This window comes from Kribbella sp. NBC_00889 (assembly GCF_045207705.1).
Classification (GTDB): Bacteria; Actinomycetota; Actinomycetes; order Propionibacteriales; family Kribbellaceae; genus Kribbella.
The window spans coordinates 8288626-8306588 of sequence record NZ_CP108783.1 but is presented as its reverse complement, the minus strand read 5'-3'; the positions used below and the strand labels follow the sequence as shown (position 1 = coordinate 8306588).

The following is a 17963-nucleotide window of genomic DNA, read 5'->3' as shown; positions in this document are numbered from 1 at the left end:
ATGACCTGCGACAGACGTACGACGTCAACGTGTTCGGACCGATCCGAATGCTGCACCGTTTCCTACCGCTGCTCAAGCGCAGCGCCAACCCGGTCGTCGTGAATGTGTCCAGCGGGCTCGGCTCGATCGCCACGGCCGTAGATCCAGAGGGACAGTCCGCTGGGGTCCCGGTCTGGGTTCCCGCACCGGGCTACGGCTCCTCGAAGGCAGCACTCAACATGCTCACCGTCCAGTACGCGCGGCAACTGCCGCAACTGCGGATCAACACGGTCGACCCCGGCTACACCGCGACCGACTTCAACGGGCACAGCGGCGACCAGACGGTCGAGCAGGGAGCGGAGATCATCGTCCGGCTGGCCCAGATCGGCCCGGACGGACCGACCGGTGAGTATCTGAGCCTGACCGGAACCGTGCCTTGGTGATCAGCATTCGATGACGTTGACGGCCAGGCCGCCACGGGACGTCTCCTTGTACTTGATCTTCATGTCGGCGCCGGTCTCGCGCATCGTCTTGATCACCTTGTCGAGGGTGACCACGTGCACCCCGTCGCCGTGCATCGCCATCCGGGCCGCGTTGACCGCCTTCACCGACGCCATCGCGTTCCGCTCGATGCACGGGATCTGCACCAGGCCGCCGACCGGGTCGCAGGTCAGGCCGAGGTTGTGCTCCATCGCGATCTCGGCCGCGTTCTCGACCTGCTGCGGCGTACCGCCGAGAACCTCGCACAGCCCGGCCGCCGCCATCGAGCAGGCCGAGCCGACCTCGCCCTGGCAGCCGACCTCGGCGCCGGAGATCGACGCGTTCTCCTTGTAGAGCACGCCGATCGCGCCGGCGGTGAGCAGGAACCGGACCGCGCCGTCGTCGGTTGCCCCCGGCACGAACCGCCGGTAGTAGTGCAGTACGGCGGGGATGATGCCCGCGGCTCCGTTCGTCGGCGCGGTGACGATCCGCCCGCCGGACGCGTTCTGCTCGTTCACCGCGAGCGCGAACAGGTTGACCCAGTCCATCACCTTGAGCGGATCCACCGACCACGGGTCGCGGCTCAGCTTCTGGTGCAGCGCGTGCGCCCGCCGCGGGACCTTCAGGCCGCCGGGCAGGATGCCCTCGGTCTCACAACCCTCGCGGACGCAGTCCTGCATCACCTGCCAGATATGCAACAGGCCGTCGTGGATCTCGGTCTCGGTCCGCCAGGCCAGCTCGTTGGCGAGCATCACCTCGCTGATCGGCAGCTGCGACTCACGGCACCGCTCGAGCAGCTCGGCGCCGGTCGTGAACGGGTACTTCAGCGGGGTCGTGTCCGGCACGATCCGGTCCCCGGCCGCCGCGTCCTCGTCGACCACGAACCCGCCGCCGACCGAGTAGTACGTCCGCTCCCGCAGTACGCCGCCGTCCGCGGACCGGGCCACGAACGTCATCCCGTTCGGGTGGTACGGCAGGACCTTGCGCCGGTGCATCACCAGGTGTGCGTTCTCGTCGAACGTGATCTCGTGGGTGCCGGCCAACAGCAACCGGCCGCGCTCGCGGATCGTCTCGACACGTGCATCGACCGAGTGAGTGACGACGGTCTCGGGATCCTCGGCCTCGAGACCGAGCAGGACGGCCTTGTTGCTGCCGTGGCCGTGGCCGGTCACCCCCAGCGAACCGAACAGCTGTGCCTCGACGGTCGCGGTAGTAGCCAGCAGGCCGGCATCGGCCAGGCCGAGTGCGAAGGTGCGGGCGGCGCGCATCGGTCCCACCGTGTGGGAGCTCGACGGGCCGATCCCGATACTGAACAGGTCGAAGACGCTGATCGCCATCGTGTGGAGGTTTCCTTCCGGTCGCCGTTGACCGTTTGGTGTCCTCCCCGCTCTGTCAGACGTCCGGGGACGTCTTCCAGAGGTGCCTCGCCCGTGCGGTGAAGGTGCCTGAGAGATTCTTGGGGAGAGTTGCTCCTACGGCGCCCGGGTCGTACCCGGGACTCTCCCGCACGGGTTCATGCGGCTGTTGAATTAGCTGACGCCCTGGACGGTACGGCGGTGTCCCGGCCGTCGTCAATCCGGCCCGTGCGCACCGCCCAGATCTCGAAGAACCAGGTGAACAGCGGCGGAACACTGGCCGCCAGCGCGAGCAGCGTGACCGGCCAGGACCAGCGCAACGGGCCACGCACCAGCAGCACGGTGAGCACGTACACGATGAAGATGCCGCCGTGGATCGGGCCGAAGATCTTCACTCCGAGCTCGTTGTCGGACAGCACGTATTTGAACAGCATTCCGATCAGCAGACCGGTCCAGGAGATCGCCTCGGCGATCGCCACCGTGCGGAACCAGGTCGCGTGTTTCTTCGTGCCGGCCGGGGCGGCAACAGTCGTCTCGGTCATCGACCAGACCCTAACAAGTCCCCCAAGCCGCGGCCGGGGTGTGTCGAGGGCTGCTCCCCGATGTGCGCAGGCAAACGGTTGCTGAGGATCGAGGGAGGTTCCCCAGACAGGAGACTTCCCTGATGACGTCCAGACAAATACTCAGGACCACCGCGTGGGGTGTGGTCCTGGGATTCGCCGCGGCGGGTCTCACCGCGGTGCCCGCGCCGGCCGACGTACCCAAGCCGGCGACAGTGCAGTGGTCCGACTGTAAGCCCGAGGGCAAGGACGATCCCGCGGAAGTGAAGGGATCGCAGTGCGCGACCCTGCAGGTGCCGGTGGACTGGCACCATCCGGACGGACCGACGTTCGGCCTCGCGATCGCCCGGCGTACGGCGAGATCCCCGAGCGACCGGGTCGGCGTGCTGGTGTTCGGCCCGGGCGGCCCCGGTGACTCCGGCGTCGACCGGATCAAGACCGGCATCGAAAGATTCAGCCCGGCCCTGCAGGATCGCTTCGACATCGTCAGCTTCGATCCGCGGGGGATCGCCCGCAGCAACCCGGTGCTCTGCTCCGCGGCGCTGCTCGCCCGGCAGCCGTCGCCGCTGATGAAGAGCCAGGCCGACTTCGACGCGACCGTGCGCTACAACCGCACCCTTGCCGCCGACTGCCGCAAGCACACCGGACCGCTCTACGACCACATCGACACCTGGCAGACGGTGCGCGACGTGGACGCGATCCGGAAGGCACTCGGCGAGTCGCAGATCTCCTTCCACGGCTCGTCGTACGGGACGATGCTCGGCGCGCAGTACGCCGAGGCGTTCCCCGGGCACGCTCGCGCGATCGTCATCGAGGCCGTGATGGACCACAGTGTGCCGACCGCGCGCCTGTTCCTCGACGACGAGTCGGCCGCGGTGCAGGACTCGTTCGACGAGTTCGTGAAATGGTGCGATCAGGCAACGGCCTGTTCACTGCACGGCCGCGACGTCCGCGCGCTCTGGGCGGACCTCCTGCAGCGATCCGGGCGCGGTGAGATCCCGGATCCCCGGCAGCCGAATGTCGCCATCACCCCGTTCTACCTCAGCTTCGCGGTGTTCCGGACCTTCTACGACCCGCAGTGGGCCAGGCTGGCCGACATGCTGAAGCAGCTCGACGAGAGCGAGCCGCCCACCGGCCAGGCCCCGGTGCCGACCGGCTTGGAGAACAACACGATTGCCCCGTTCTGCCAGGACTGGCACCTGCCGGTGCGCGACTACCGGGAGTACTCCGGCCTGATCGACCGGATCGGCCGGAACAACCCCGACATGCGGTACCCGGGTGAGCTGATCGCCGTCACGACCTGCCTCGGCACACCGAAGGCGAACAACCCACAGCACACGCTGAAGGTTCACGATCTGACGACGCCGGTCCTGCTCGCGGGCGGGATCCACGACCCGGCCACTCCCTACAGCTGGGCCCAGAACGTCGCCCGCCAACTGGGTCGCGATGGCAGGCTGTTGACCTACGAGGGCTGGGGGCACGGCAGCTACACGACCAGTCCGTGCGTGCAGTCGACAATCGACGACTATCTGATCAAGTTGCAGGTCCCGAAGCGCGGCACCAGCTGTCCCGCCGTACCACCGGTGGGCTGACACGAGTCCGGGCCGGCGCTCCCAACAAGCGCCGGCCCGGGGTCCGTGTGAACTTCAGACCGGTACGCCGGTTACATCGAGCACACGGATGATCTCGTCGCCGCGGACCATCCGGCCCGCCAGCAGCCGGAGTTCGGCGCAGGCCGACTCCAGGGCCTGCGTCTGGGATCGGCAGTTGTCGACGTACCAGAACGGATCGTCGGGCTGCGGATCATCGGCGTCGTCGATGTCGGCGTACCAGCGTCGATCGCCGCAGTGAACTACGCGCACTCGTAGATTCATGACGTGCTCCCCGTGCCCCAGGATTCTGGGTCCCCCACGGCCCCAGTCGGGGCCGCCTCGGCCGGGCGCGTGGTACGCGGCCCCCCACTACCACGCGCCGAGCCGAGTTCGACCCTCCCCCGCTCCCTACATCGTTGCCGAGGGCGTCAGTGTTACTGCTTGTGATCGATAATTTTCCGGAGTCGTCCGGTCACCGCGCGTCGAGGTGGGACCGCGTCCAGTTCTCGAGGCCGTCGGTGGTGATCGGAAGGTCCTTGGTGAGGATCTCGAGCCGGTCGGAGTGGACCACGACGTTGTCCTCGATCCGGATTCCGATCCCGCGCAGTTCCGGCGGCACGGTCTCGTCGTTCGGGTGGAAGTAGAGCCCGGGCTCGACCGCGAGCGCCATCCCGGCCTCGATGTCGCCGGCGAAGTACGCCTCCGGACGCGAAGCGTCACAGTCGTGGACGTCGAGGCCGATGTAGTGGCCCGTCCCGCACACGATGAAACGACGGTGCTGCTGCCCGTCCGGGCCGAGCAGTTCGTCGATCGAGACGTCGAGCAGCCCCCAGTCGCGCAGCCCTTCGGCCAGCACCTTCATCGCCTCGTACTGGAAGGCACGGTACGGCGCTCCGACCTTGACGGCGTCGAGTGACGCCAACTGGGCCTTGTGCACCAGGTCGTGCACCTGCCGCTGGGCCGCGGTGTACTCCCCGGTGGCCGGGAACGTCCGGGTCACGTCGGCTGTGTAGAGCGTCCGGGTCTCGACGCCGGCGTCCAGCAGGATCACGTCGCCCTCGTTCACCGGGCCGTCGTTGCGGACCCAGTGCAGCACCGGCGCATGCTTGCCAGCAGCAACGATCGAGGCGTACCCGACGCCGTTGCCCGCGGTCCGCGCGCGCCGGTCGAAGGTGCCCTGCAGCCACCGCTCGCCGCCGCCCCGGATCGCCTCCGGCAGCTCACTCGCCACGTCGCCGAACGCGAGCACGCTGGCCGCGACGGCCTCCCGCAGCTGGTCCAGCTCCCAGTCGTCCTTGATCCGGCGCAGCTCCGCCAGCGTCTGGCGCAGCGAGTTCCCGTCGGTCGGGGAGGTCCGCACCAGAGCGTCCAGCATCGGCTCTACGCCCGGCACCGACAGCATGAACGGCACCGCGCCGCGCACGCCCTGGGGCAACTCCTCGATCGGGCGGCAGGGGATCTGCAGCGCGTCCGACCAGTCCTTCAGCCCGGGCACCGGCCCGATCCACAGCTCACCGTCGCGCGCGTTGGCGAAGAAGTCGGCCTCGTCCGGCCCGGCGGTCTCCCGCAGGTACAGCGTCGCGTCGCCGTCGGCCGACAGCACCAGTACGGCGCCTTCGGCCTGGCAACCGGTGAGCCAGACGAAGTCGCTGTCGGCGCGGAACATGTAATCCGTGTCGTTCGAACGAACCGGTGCGCGGCCGGCCGCGATCGCGATCCGCCGGCCCGGCAACGACGCCGACAGCTTGCGCCGGTGTTCGGCTGCAGCCTCGGCCAGTCCCTCCGGCACGGTCACGGATCGGTCGACGGGCCCCCAGCCGCGCGAGATGGACTCCCGGAACCCCTTCGCGTCGATCGGGCGGTAGGACTTGGGTGTCTGCTCGGTACGGTCGTCGTCGGTCATGCGCTGTGCTCCCCTTTGCAGCTGACGGTTACAGGTATCAACTCAGGTCGTGGCGGGGCGCGCAAGCCCTTATCGCCTCTGGTGGATCAGCGGGCCCGGAATGCCTCCAGCAGACCGCGCTCGGAGTCGAGCAGGTACTGATGCAGGTCGGCCGCCGCCTCGTCGTACTTACGCGCCTCGAGCAGCTCGAACAGCTCACGGTTCCGTGTGATGTACGGCTCGTGCAGCTCACGCGGCGTCGCGATCACCTGGAAGACAAGCCGCAACTCGGCCAGCAGCCGCCCGGTCATCGCATCCATCCGGGCACTGTCGGCCAGACCGATCAGGTGCTCGTGGAACCGCATGTTCGCCGTACCGACGGCCGGCCAGCGATCCGTGAGCGCGGCCGCCTCCGCGGCTTCGACATCGTCCTGCAGCGGCTCGAGCCGGCTCGTCGGCAGCTCCGGATCGCGCTCGGCCAGACCCCGCACAACATCGACCTCGAGCACCCGGCGGAGCCGGTACAGGTCGACCACGTCGCGCTCGCCCAACTCCGGGACGAACACGCCGCGATGCAACTTGTAGACCAGCAGACCTTCGTGGGTGAGCAGCCGGAAGGCTTCGCGGAGGGTGTTGCGGCTGACCTCCAGCACCTCGGTCAGCTCGATCTCGGACAGCTGGGCACCCGGGGGCAGCGCACCCTCAGTGATGCTGCGGCGCAGGATGTCCGCGGCCCGCTCGGCCGAGCTGCTGCGGTCCAGGCGCGCGACATCAGCGGCAACCGATCGCAACCACGCCTGCCGGGGTGTGTCGTCGGCCTCACCCGTGCTCATCTGCGCATCATCCCGCAACCAGGCCACTCGACGAAACTTTGGTCGAACAAAGCTCTTGCAGGATTGTTGAACAATCTCTAGTGTTTCCACCACGACGGCTATCCGGGAAGGCGGGAAGGCATGGCGGGGAAGTGGGAGTTCTGGATCGACCGTGGCGGCACCTTCACCGACGTCGTCGCTCGGCGTCCGGACGGCACCCTGGTGACGCACAAGCTCCTGTCCGAGAACCCGGAGCGCTACCGGGACGCCGCCGTCGAGGGCATCCGCCGGCTGCTCGCGGTGCCGGCCGGGGAACGGATCCCGGCAGAGCGCATCGAGGTCGTCAAGATGGGCACGACGGTGGCCACCAACGCGCTGCTCGAACGCGACGGAGAGCCGACCGTGCTCGTCATCACCAAGGGCTTCCGCGATGCGCTACGGATCGCCTACCAGAACCGCCCGCGAATCTTCGCACGCGAAATCGTGCTGCCGGAGCTCGTCTACTCGGCGGTGATCGAGGCGGACGAGCGCGTGGCCGCGGACGGCAAGGTCCTCGTCCCGCTCGACGAAGAGGCCGTCGCCGACGACCTGCGGCGTGCGTACGACGACGGCCTGCGATCGGTAGCCGTGGTGTCGCTCCACGGCTACCGCTATCCGCGGCATGAGGCGGTGATCCGCGAGATCGCCCGCCGGGTCGGCTTCACCCAGATCTCGCTGTCGCACGAGTGCAGCCCGCTGATGAAGGTGGTCTCGCGGGGCGACACGACCGTGGTCGATGCCTACCTGTCGCCGATCCTGCGCCGGTACGTCGATCAGGTGGCGTCCGAGCTGGACGGTGTCCGGCTGATGTTCATGCAGTCGAACGGCGGGCTCACCGAAGCGCACACGTTCCGTGGCAAGGACGCGATCCTGTCCGGACCCGCGGGCGGCGTGGTCGGGATGGCGCGGACCACGACGGCTGCCGGGTTCGACCGGGTGATCGGCTTCGACATGGGTGGCACGTCGACCGATGTGTCGCACTACGCCGGCGAGTTCGAACGCGAGCTGGAAACGCTTGTCGCCGGGGTACGGATGCGCGCGCCGATGATGAGCATCCACACCGTGGCGGCGGGCGGCGGCTCGATCCTGACCTTCGACGGGAGCCGCTACCGGGTCGGTCCAGGATCGGCGGGCGCGGATCCAGGTCCCGCCTCGTACCGTAGGGGTGGTCCGCTCACGGTCACGGATGCGAACGTGATGCTCGGCCGGGTGCAGCCGGGCTTCTTCCCGGCCGTGTTCGGCGAGAACGGCGACCAGCGGCTCGACTCAGACGTCGTACGGCGGAAGTTCGCGGAGCTCGCCACCGTGATCGGGGACGGGCGAGCTCCGGAGGAGGTCGCGGCCGGCTTCGCCGACATCGCCGTCGCGAACATGGCGAACGCGATCAAGAAGATCTCGGTGCAACGCGGGTACGACGTCACCCGGTACGTCCTGGCGACGTTCGGTGGAGCAGGAGGCCAGCACGCCTGCGCGGTCGCTGACGCCCTGGGCATGACACAGGTGCTCATCCATCCGCTCGCGGGCGTGCTCTCGGCGTACGGCATGGGTGTCGCCGACGTCGCGGCCCTGCGCGAGCGGGCGATCGAGACGACACTGAGCGCCGCCGTACTCCCCGAGCTCGCGCAGGTCCTCGACGAACTCACCGACGACGCCGGGCGTGAGCTCGAGGGCGAAGGCATCCCGGCCGAGCGGATCACCGCGATCCGTCGCGCGCTGCTGCGCTACGACGGCACCGACACCGCTGTCGCCGTGTCTGTCGGCGGAGTGGACGAGATGGTGGCGGAGTTCGAGGCCACCTACCGGCGACGGTTCTCCTTCCTGATGGCGGACCGGCCGATCGTCGTCGAGGCAGTGTCGCTCGAACTGCTCGGCGCCACCGGATCCGGCGAGGCGAACTGGATCCGTTCGGAGCGACCGGGTGGCGAGTTGCGCGCCGTGGCCCGGGTACCGATGTTCTCAGCCGGCGCGTGGGTAGACGTCGATCTGTATCAGCGCGACGACATCGTCCCCGGCGACCGGGTGGACGGACCGGCGGTCATCGCCGAGGCCAATGCGACCACGGTGGTCGAAGCCGGCTGGCGGGCCGGCGTCAACGATCTCGGTCACCTGCTGCTCAGCCGGGTGGCGGCACGAGCGGTTGGGCAGGGGATCGGGACCGAGGTCGACCCGGTGATGCTGGAAATCTTCAACAACCTGTTCATGTCTATCGCCGAACAGATGGGTGTGCGGCTGCAGAGCACCTCACAGTCGGTGAACATCAAGGAGCGGCTGGACTTCTCCTGCGCGCTGTTCGACGCCGAGGGCAACCTGATCGCGAACGCGCCGCACATCCCGGTCCACCTCGGCTCGATGGGCGAGAGCATCAAGATGGTGATCGCTGCGAACGCCGCAAAGATGGCGCCGGGTGACACGTACATGCTCAACAACCCTTACCGGGGCGGCACCCACCTGCCGGACATCACCGTGGTGACCCCGGTCTTCGACCAGGCGGGGAAGGACATCTTGTTCTACGTCGCGTCCCGCGGCCACCACGCGGAGATCGGTGGCATCACGCCCGGTTCGATGCCGGCCAACAGCACCCGGATCGAGGAGGAAGGGGTGCTGATCGACAACTGGCTGCTGGTTTCGGGCGGCGCGTTGCGAGAGCGCGAAACCGTCGAACTGCTGCGCACCGCGGCGTACCCGTCGCGCAACCCCGCGACGAACATCGCCGACCTGCGGGCCCAGGTCGCGGCCAACGAGAAGGGGGTCGAGGAACTGCGGGCGATGGTCGACCACTTCGGCCTCGACGTCGTATCTGCGTACATGGAACACGTGCGCCGCAATGCGGCCGAGGCAGTGCAGCGGATCATCCCGACGCTCCACGACGGCAGCTACAGCTATGAGCTCGACTCGGGCGCGCGGATCGAGGTGGCGGTCAAGGTGGACGCCTCCGCGCGGACAGCGGAGATCGACTTCACCGGAACCTCCGCACAACAGCCCGGCAACGGCAACGCGCCGTCCTCGGTGGTGATGGCCGCAGTTCTGTACGTCTTCCGCACCCTGGTGGACGACGAGATCCCACTGAACTCAGGCTGCCTGGAACCGCTGCGGGTGATCGTCCCGTCGGGAACGATGCTGTCACCGGAGTACCCTGCGGCGGTTGCCGCAGGCAACGTCGAGATCTCGCAGGCCGTCACCGGCGCTCTCTACGCCGCCCTCGGCGTCCAGGCGGAGGGCTCCGGGACGATGAACAACCTCACGTTCGGCAACGACCTGCACCAGTACTACGAGACCGTCGGCAGCGGAGCCGGCGCGGGCGAAGGCTTCGCGGGGGCCGATGTCGTCCAGACCCACATGACGAACTCACGGCTGACAGATCCAGAAGTGCTGGAGTGGCGTTACCCGGTACGGCTGGAGAGCTTCGAGATCCGCGACGCCAGCGGTGGTGCGGGCCGCTGGCGCGGCGGCAGCGGTGGCCGCCGCCGGATCCGGTTCCTGGAGCCGATGACCGTGAGCACACTGGCCAGTCACCGCCGCGTGCCGCCGTACGGCATGGCCGGCGGACTGCCCGGCAGCCTCGGCCGCCAGTGGATCGAGCGCGCGGATGGCTCCGTGACACAGATGGCCGGCAACGATTCGCTCTCCGTGGCCGCCGGCGACGTACTCGTGCTCGAGACCCCTGGCGGTGGCGGCTACGGCGAACCTGCCGACTGACTCGTCAACCAGAGCTCGAATCTTCGACATCGTCGACGTACGGACCGGCCCACAGTGACTGATCTGTGACAGATCGTGGCGCCTTCGTTCAACTCCGCCCGGCCGACCCCACCGCTCCACCTAGGTGAGCGGTGGGAACCTCCGCCGGCCGTCGACGCCCACCCGCATCCGGTCCGCCGGGTGGCGGTAGCAGCCTCGGTCCCGCGAGGGCCGGAACCAGAACCCACCTGCCTCGATGTCCATCTCTTGCAACTCGTCGGGCAGCGGCACGGCGCTGTCGCGGGCGGTACTCTCCGCCTTCAGTCGCAGGTCGTCGCCTGGTTGTGGCGAACCGGGGGTGTCGAGCGACTTGAACGCGGGGTCGTTCGACTGGCCGTTCTGTTCCTGCGGCGATTCGGCTTGCACGTAATCAGCAAGGTCCGGGTACTGGTCGAAGTGGTCGGTATCGCCTGCGATCGTCACGAAGAACTTCTCCTCCGGGCCGGTGCCGAAGCGGTGGTAGGTGTTCCCATCCGTCGGTCCGGCGAACTCGCTCGGTGGCAGGAAAGCGATCGTCCTGGCCTCGCCCGGTTTCGAGTACACCGCAACGAAGATGTTGTTGTACGCCCTCCGTCGACCAGCAGGGCCCAGCGGTTTGTAGTGGCCGAAGCCGGTGAGCGCGATCTCCTCGCGCGCCGCGCCGACCGCCCCGGGGTCGAGGACGATGCAGGTGTTGTGGAACAGGTCGAACGGTCCTTCGTCCTTGCCGTCCTTGTAGAACTGGCCGTAACGCAACGATCGCTGCTCTGTCTGCTTGCGCGGCCGGTTTCCCAAGGTCGGACGCCGAATGTCGAACAGGTTCCGGAAGATGGAGATCTGTCCGACACCGCCACCGGCGAAGCTCAACGCCGTCAGGCATTGCGTGATCACGTTCTGGTAGATCCTTGCATCCTTGGTCCCTGGTACGCCGGCCACGATCATGCTGTCGTCGTTGATGTTGTGCACCCAGTTGTGGTGGAAGCGCGTCTGATCGCCGAAAGCGACCGAGACGTCATGGCCGTTGACAATCTCGCAATGGTGCACCGCAACGCGCAGGGCACCTTCGTCCGAGGACAGCAGAACCCCACCGGTGGAGGCGCCAAGCCGGTTCCGGACCACGGCAGCATCCGGAGCCGGGCGGAACCTGTACTCGTCCTTGCGGTCGCTGCGGAAGAACCACGTCGGGAGGCCGCCGTCGATCAGACAGTGCTTGACCTCGATGTCCGTGTTGGCCTCGTCTGACTCGGTCTGGAGCCGGATCCCGCGACTGGCTGCCCAGACCCGAACGTGGTCGAAGGTGATGTCGGTGCAGTTCCGGAGCCGGACCGTATCTTCGTCACCGAACCGCAGGGTGAGGTTCTGGAACACCATGTGTTCGCAGGTCACCAGCCGCAGGACGTGACTCTCGGCAGTGGACAGGGCGAGGCGCAGCTGCCGTGGGTCCGTCTTCCCGGTGTAGTCCGGCCATCCGTCGATCCCGTTGGAGGTGTGCGACAGACGGATATGGACTCTGCGCCCCTCGGCGCTCTCGTCGAACCAGATGCCGGGGCCCATGTACACGAACGGCCGGTACCGAGGAGGCTTGAACGACTTGTCCTTGTCGGTGAGCTGCTCGTGGGACACGTCGGGCCCGAGTTGGTCCGGATTCTCCGCCAGTTCCTTGGCGTCCGGCCACAGTTGGTTCGGGGACCGCAGGTCCTCCACACGGTCGTAGGTGATCAGCCGCGTGTACCGCCCCGCGTTCAGAAACGCGCCCTTGCGGACCACCATGGAACCGTCCTCAGGCGACGGTTCGAACTGAGCCGTCGATTCATACTCGTCAAGCTGCCCTGCCACGGGTTGCCAGTCGGTTGCGAACGATGCCCCACGGAACTGGGCGACCGTCGAGTCGATGGTCACCCGCTCGAGCTTGTACGGCTTGACCACGATCTTGACCGAGTCGCTCCCCTCCACTCCGGTGAGATTGATCGATTCCACATAGGTCCCGCCACGCAGGTACACGAAACCGCCACCGGCCGCCGCGGTGATGCCCTGCGCGATCAGGTGGTAGGGGTCCTCCAGCGTGCCCGACCCCTCCGGCACGGGATCGACTCCCGGCGGCGGTGGGCTGACGTAGAACTCAGGAACGACCATGACCTGTCCCGATCCGATCAGCGTCGCGGCGACTGCCGTACATGGCGACCGCATTCATCGCAGTAGCTCGGCGGCTTTGAGGTCCTTGCCTACGGCCCAGCAGGCGTCTTCTGTGCAGCTGACACCGCGCAAGTCGTTCTGGTCGAACCGGCGCCAGGTGCGCCCGCCGTTGGTGGTGATGTCACTGCCCGTGAAGCCAACGGCCACGGCGGTGTCGCGCCGGTTCGATGGAACCACGGCCATGTTGAGACGGAATCCGGCCAGCGATCGCACCCGCCTCCAGGTCCTGCCACCATTGGTGGTCCTCGCAGCCACGCTCGGCTTGTTGGAGGAAGGGTCGCCACCCCCGAGCGCCAAGCCGTGCCTGGTGTCCCAGAAGGCCAATGAAGCGATGCCGAACTCTGGGTCACCGGGTATCGGGGTGTCTGCCACCGACCACGTGCGACCACGATCGTCGGTATGGAACACGCGAGCGTTGGCGTCCGACGGCTGGGTGCCGAACCAGGCGTCGTGAGGACCCTTGGTGACCAGACAGGTCCCAGTCGCGCGCCCGAACTCGCCGGGCAGAGCGTCGGGCATTCCCTTGGTGGGTGCGACTTTCCAGGTCCATCCACCGTCGTCCGTGAGCAGGATACGGAATGTGCCCCGGACCGGGTCGCTCATCGCAAGACCGTGAACCGCATCAAAGAACGCGATGCCGTTGTAGAACGCCTCCTTCTCCCAATTCTCGAACACCAACCGCCAGGTCGCTCCGCCGTTGACGGTCCGATAAATCCTCGAACCTTGGGACTCACCGGACGCCAGTGCGAGGACGTGATCGCGGCCGAAAGCGCGGACATCACGAAAGGTCAGGCGACCGGCGTCGGGAGGAGTGACATTCTCCCAGGACTGTCCTCCGTCCAACGTCCGGACAACCAGTCCCGGACTGCCGGATTCGTCAGGGCCGTCAAAACCGCCGGAGGCCCACACAACATCGCGGTTGACGACGTCGATGCCGATGAGACTTGAAGGAATTGTTTGCATGAAACGCCAGGACGACATGGCTCCTCCGATGACAGCTGTCCGTCAGTGCTGAGGGCCGGTCTACCTGGCACGCCACATGCTCGGCCGGCTTGCCTCAGCAACTGGGGCCGCCATGAGGTCTGAAGAACTATCAATCTGCTGAGGTAGAGAGATACCTGTCAATTTCGACATTTGCGCCCCCCGGTCGGTTTCCTGATTCCTCGGCCGTGCCGCACCAGAAAACCGCCGCTTTACGATCACATTACAGCGGCGGATACGCGCAGTCGATAGTCGCCGTCAGGTCGGGCCTTTGCGGGCTCAACGCAATCGAGGGTGTGGCCGGGGTCTGAATCCGCCGGTATCCAGGAGCGATCTGGCGATGTAGCTGGTGTGTGATGACTTCGGCCAGTGCGGCCGGGACGCCGTGGCCGGCTCCGGTGTGCGGCACTGGTCGAGCGCGTCGCCGGCCAGGCGGACGACGTGGAAGGGGTCCATGACTGCGACCGCGTCGGACAGTTCCTCGGTGGTGGCGGTCTTGAACCCGGTGAACCGTCCATCGCGACGACCTCGACCGCCTGGCGCCAGGACTCGGGCCGCTCGGCGAGCCAGGTCTTGAAGGCCTGCTTGGAGCGGCCCTCGACCATGTCGAGCAGCCGGGCTGGGCCGGTGCCGTCGCGGACGCCAGTGAGAATTAATAGGTACTCCGGTCTAGCGCTGAGGGGGTCTGTGGGTTAAGGCTGCTCGTGTTCCTGTGGGCGGGCTTGAGGAGATGGTGATGGCTGAGCGGATTTCAGTGGATGTGCCGGCGTTCTGGGAGAACGGGTGGCAGATTCTGCGTGGGGTGTACACCCCGGAGGAGGTGCAGAAGTTTCGTGACGGCGCGAACGCGTCGAAGGGGGTGAGCGGCGAGCTACTCTCGCGGCCGCTGATGAGGCACGCGATCCTGGACGGGAAGATGGTCGAGGTGGCCAGGCAACTGCTTGGTTCCGAGGACATCATGTACGCCGGTGACAGTTCCTTCACAATCAACTCCGGCCAGCACGGCTACCACAAGGACAACGCGGACCGGAAGGATGCGAACGCGCCGGACTGGCAGGGCCGTTACACGATCCTCAGGTTCGGGATCTACCTGCAGAATCACACCAGGCACACGGGTGGCTTGAACCTGCGGCACAAGTCGCACAACGAACCTGACCTGACCACCGGCAAGACGATCTATGTGAAGACCAGGCCGGGCGATCTGGCGGTGTGGAGTCTGCGCACGACGCACAGCGGCAACGGCAAGCTGCTCAGCTTCCCCTGGTGGGTGACGCCCGAACCGCAAAGCGAGGACCGGTGGCCCTGGTTCTTCCGCGAGGCCAAGCCGGATGGCGACCGGATCGCCGTGTTCGCCGCCCTCGGCCTCGACGACGACCATCACGACCGCTATACGACGTACCTGAAGACGCGGAAGTACATGGTCGACATGTGGCACCGATCGAAACTGGATCCGGAGGTCTTCGACCAGGCCGCCCAGATCGGCCTGAAGATCCGCGACATGCACGACGAGGTCGCCGACGACCTCAACGCGGGCCAGAACGTCGAGTGGAAGCCGATCCCGTACTGATCAGAACGGGGCCGGTCCTTTACCGACCGGCCCCGACTGGTTTGGTTGATCAGCTGATGGTGAGAGAAGGCTTCTACACCCTCAACTGTGAAGAGCCCCTTTGCGGCCGACGAGGTGGAAGATTCGGCTGAGTTGGCGGTAGGGGTCTCGGCGGCCGGCTTCGAGTTCTACTGCGGCTGTTGCTTCCAGTTGCTTCGTGTCATTGGGGTCGAGCTCGGCTCCGGCGAAATCGAGCCAGTCGACGAACAGCCATACGCCGTACCAGCGCAGAGCCTCCACGTCCCGGCTTCGCAGGAGGTCGGTGAGCTGCTCCACCGTGTGGGCTCGAGTCAGGAGTCCCAGTACTCCGATCTCTTCCGTGGCGTCGAATGCTGCCAGAGCGTCGCCCCACCGCCGTTCCATGGCCGGCCGCACCGCGGACGTGTTGGCGTTGCCCGCCATGATCGAGACGATGCCACCGGGAGCAGCGCATTGGCACAGCTGGTCGAGCAACGGCTCCTGTTGCTCGAGGTACCCGAGCACCCCATGGCACAGGACGGCCTCGAAGCGCCGACCGCCGACCGCTTCATCGGCATGCGCACCGTCAGCCTCCACGAACGTCACCCGTCGCTGGGCGTCAGCGGGCAAGCCTTCGAGTCGCTGACGCGCCTTGTCGAGCATCGCGGGTGATGGATCGAGCAGCGTCACGTCGTACCCGGCTCGCGCCAACGGGAACGACTGATGGCCCGCGCCGCCGCCGACGTCGAGCACGGTCGCCGGAGGCGGTGGCAGATGCTCCAGCAGCTGCTGGTGCATCACGTACGTGCGCACCCGCCCCTTCACCGTGGCGTAGGCCCCATCGGCGAATTGGTCAACCAAACCAGCCCAGGCGTCAGTCTCCACCCGACCACAGTATGGGTTCGCACGACTACGAACTGCTCGCTGACCGCCTGACCATCAACCGTCTCGCTCAGCGGTTGGTGGTTCTTGTCTGCATTTCTGTGGCGAAGGGAGCTGCTGCGTTGTCTGCGTCAGGCCGTCGAGTCCGGCGCAGGAAGCGGCCAGCTTTTGTCCTCTTCTCGGAATCCTGGTCAGCCGGCCGCGCGGAAGCGGCGGAGGTACTCGGTGGGCGTCGTACCGAGGTGTCTGGCGAAGGCTCGGCGGAGGGTCTCGTCGCTGCCGAGGCCGCTGAGCCGGGCGGCTGAGGTGATGCTGTGGCCGTCGAGGAGGAGTTGCTGGGCTCGGTCGAGACGTACGCGTTCGACCCACCGGGCCGGCGTGGTGTGGAACTCGGTGTGGAACAGGCGAGTGAGGTGCCGCGGGCTAAGGGCAGCCGACGCGGCCAGGGTGGGCAGGCTGTGGTCAGCGGCGGGGTCGGCGACCACAGATTCGGTCACTGCCCGGAGTGGATCGCTGCGAGGTGGTGGGGTTGCGATCGCTGTGGAGAACTGGGATTGACCGCCGGGTCGTTGCATGAAGACGACCAGCTCCCGGGCTATCTCGCGAGCGACCTCTGCGCCATGGTCCGCCTCGACGAGGGCGAGGGTCAGGTCGATGCCGGCGCTGATGCCGGCCGAGGTCACGTACCGGTCGTCGTGGATGTGTAGCGCGTCCGGTTCGACACGCACTGATGGATAGCGGCGCGCGAGGGTCTGGGCATGGCGCCAGTGGGTCGTGGCGCTCCGGCCGTCCAGGAGCCCGAGTGCTGCGAGTACGAAGGCACCCGTGCACACGGACGCCACCCGGCCGGCCTGATCCGCGAGAGCGCGAACCGCGGCGAGGAGGTCGTCGGGCACTCGATCGACCAGGTGGTCGGCTCCCGCGACCATCACCGTTTCGAAGGGACCTGCCCCGGCTGCTGCTGTGGTGGCGGCGAGGGTCGGACCGGAGGATGTCGCGATGTCACCGCCTCTTGGGGAGACGAGGGTCGACTCGTACCGGGCGCCGTTGCGGTTGGCCTGGTGAAGGACCTCGAGAGGGCCGCTGACGTCGAGGAGGGTCACGCCGTCGAACACCACCAAGGCGATCCGATGTGTCCGAATCTGTGGTTCATGTGGCGTTCTGGACATGGCACCAGCGTAGCCACTCCGGCGAATCTGGACGCACAGACGAGGCCACACCAGGAAGGCAGAACGACGATGAGTGAAGAGATCGCCGGAGTACGGATCCCGGACAGCGCCCTGGCCCGCGAGGCGACCGAACTGGTTCGTGAGGTGGCGTCACCGCTGCTGTTCGATCATTCGCGGCGGGTCTTCCTGTTCGGTGCGTTGCGCGGCCAGGAGCAGGGCCTCGAGTTCGATCCGGAGTTGCTGTACGTCGGCGCGATGTTCCACGACCTCGGTCTGACCAGCCGGTTCCGTCGTACCGACCAGCGGTTCGAGATCGACGGCGCCGATGAAGCGCGCCGGTTCCTGCAGGCGCACGGCGTCACCGGGGAGCCGGCCGATCGGGTCTGGACCGCCATCGCTCTGCACACGACCCCGGAGATCCCGTTGCACATGGCGGCCGAGATCGCGCTCGTCACTCGCGGTGTGGAACTGGATGTCCTCGGCATCGGTTATCTGGCGATCACTGACGAGCAGCGGACGGCCGTGGTCGCGGCGCATCCGCGGCCGGACTTCAAGAGCCGGATCCTGGCCGCGTTCACGGACGGCATCAAGGACCGGCCGGAGACGACCTTCGGGAACGTCAAGGCCGACGTCCTGGAGCATTTCGTCCCCGGTTTCCACCGCGGCGACTTCGTCGACGTGATCAAGAACTCCGACTGGCCCGAGTAGATCCGAGGCACATTCGGCGGACGGGTCGGGCGTGCCTGGGGCTGCTTGTTTGG

14 protein-coding genes, 1 pseudogene and 1 riboswitch are annotated in these 17963 nt (G+C 67.1%); of the genes and pseudogenes, 5 read left to right on the top strand and 10 right to left on the bottom strand.

The window, feature by feature from the left end; translation table 11 throughout:
• Nucleotides 1–29 precede the first annotated feature (29 nt).
• Entirely contained in the window at nt 30–422 is a 393-nt protein-coding gene (locus OG817_RS40960) for an SDR family NAD(P)-dependent oxidoreductase (protein WP_406050367.1), read from the top strand.
• Here the strand turns inward: OG817_RS40960 and OG817_RS40955 are convergent, their stop codons facing one another.
• Nucleotides 423–1796, bottom strand: a complete 1374-nt coding sequence (locus tag OG817_RS40955; protein ID WP_406050365.1) for an L-serine ammonia-lyase — start codon at nt 1794–1796, stop codon at nt 423–425.
• Between the two features lie 86 nt (nt 1797–1882).
• A riboswitch (glycine riboswitch) is annotated at nt 1883–1975 on the bottom strand.
• The gene (locus OG817_RS40950; RefSeq protein WP_393381008.1) at nt 1973–2356 is read right to left on the bottom strand and encodes a DUF3817 domain-containing protein; all 384 of its coding nucleotides are present in this window, start codon (nt 2354–2356) and stop codon (nt 1973–1975) included. Its footprint overlaps the riboswitch before it by 3 nt.
• A 122-nt stretch (nt 2357–2478) precedes the next feature.
• Between OG817_RS40950 and OG817_RS40945 the strand changes: the two genes are divergently transcribed.
• Nucleotides 2479–3966: an alpha/beta hydrolase gene (locus OG817_RS40945; protein ID WP_406050364.1), complete on the top strand. Its 1488-nt coding sequence runs from the start codon at nt 2479–2481 to the stop codon at nt 3964–3966.
• A gap of 54 nt (nt 3967–4020) precedes the next feature.
• Here OG817_RS40945 and OG817_RS40940 read toward each other — a convergent pair whose 3' ends face one another.
• The 3 genes from OG817_RS40940 to OG817_RS40930 all read right to left on the bottom strand — a co-directional run bounded on the left by OG817_RS40940 (nt 4021) and on the right by OG817_RS40930 (nt 6681).
• The gene (locus tag OG817_RS40940) at nt 4021–4248 is read right to left on the bottom strand and encodes a hypothetical protein (RefSeq protein ID WP_360445773.1); all 228 of its coding nucleotides are present in this window, start codon (nt 4246–4248) and stop codon (nt 4021–4023) included.
• A gap of 190 nt (nt 4249–4438) precedes the next feature.
• Nucleotides 4439–5869 carry an aminopeptidase P family protein gene (locus OG817_RS40935; RefSeq protein ID WP_406050362.1) on the bottom strand — a complete coding sequence of 477 codons (1431 nt, stop codon included), beginning with the start codon at nt 5867–5869 and terminating at the stop codon, nt 4439–4441.
• A gap of 86 nt (nt 5870–5955) precedes the next feature.
• The gene (locus OG817_RS40930; protein WP_406050360.1) at nt 5956–6681 is read right to left on the bottom strand and encodes a GntR family transcriptional regulator; all 726 of its coding nucleotides are present in this window, start codon (nt 6679–6681) and stop codon (nt 5956–5958) included.
• A gap of 120 nt (nt 6682–6801) precedes the next feature.
• Between OG817_RS40930 and OG817_RS40925 the strand changes: the two genes are divergently transcribed.
• On the top strand, nt 6802–10395 hold the full coding sequence (locus tag OG817_RS40925) for a hydantoinase B/oxoprolinase family protein (protein WP_406050359.1): 3594 nt from the start codon (nt 6802–6804) through the stop codon (nt 10393–10395).
• Between the two features lie 120 nt (nt 10396–10515).
• On the opposite strand, the gene OG817_RS40920 is transcribed toward OG817_RS40925, so the two are convergent.
• The 3 genes and pseudogenes from OG817_RS40920 to OG817_RS40910 all read right to left on the bottom strand — a co-directional run.
• Nucleotides 10516–12546 carry a hypothetical protein gene (locus OG817_RS40920; protein WP_406050358.1) on the bottom strand — a complete coding sequence of 677 codons (2031 nt, stop codon included), beginning with the start codon at nt 12544–12546 and terminating at the stop codon, nt 10516–10518.
• A 54-nt stretch (nt 12547–12600) separates the two neighbouring features.
• Nucleotides 12601–13284 (bottom strand): WD40/YVTN/BNR-like repeat-containing protein, encoded by a 684-nt coding sequence (locus OG817_RS40915; protein ID WP_406050357.1) that lies wholly within the window; start codon nt 13282–13284, stop codon nt 12601–12603.
• Between the two features lie 618 nt (nt 13285–13902).
• Nucleotides 13903–14246: pseudogene (locus OG817_RS40910) on the bottom strand (transposase); the annotation flags it as partial.
• Between the two features lie 77 nt (nt 14247–14323).
• Between OG817_RS40910 and OG817_RS40905 the strand changes: the two are divergent.
• Nucleotides 14324–15154 carry a hypothetical protein gene (locus tag OG817_RS40905; RefSeq protein WP_406050356.1) on the top strand — a complete coding sequence of 277 codons (831 nt, stop codon included), beginning with the start codon at nt 14324–14326 and terminating at the stop codon, nt 15152–15154.
• A gap of 81 nt (nt 15155–15235) precedes the next feature.
• On the opposite strand, the gene OG817_RS40900 is transcribed toward OG817_RS40905, so the two are convergent.
• Both OG817_RS40900 and OG817_RS40895 read right to left on the bottom strand, forming a co-directional pair.
• Complete coding sequence (locus OG817_RS40900) at nt 15236–16036, bottom strand: class I SAM-dependent methyltransferase (protein ID WP_406050355.1); 801 nt, start codon at nt 16034–16036, stop codon at nt 15236–15238.
• Nucleotides 16037–16224: 188 nt separating this feature from the next.
• Entirely contained in the window at nt 16225–17202 is a 978-nt protein-coding gene (locus OG817_RS40895; RefSeq protein ID WP_406050354.1) for a GlxA family transcriptional regulator, read from the bottom strand.
• Between the two features lie 69 nt (nt 17203–17271).
• Here OG817_RS40895 and OG817_RS40890 point away from each other — a divergent pair, with 69 nt between their 5' ends.
• Complete coding sequence (locus OG817_RS40890) at nt 17272–17910, top strand: HD domain-containing protein (RefSeq protein ID WP_396392712.1); 639 nt, start codon at nt 17272–17274, stop codon at nt 17908–17910.
• The last annotated feature ends 53 nt before the right edge of the window (nt 17911–17963 follow it).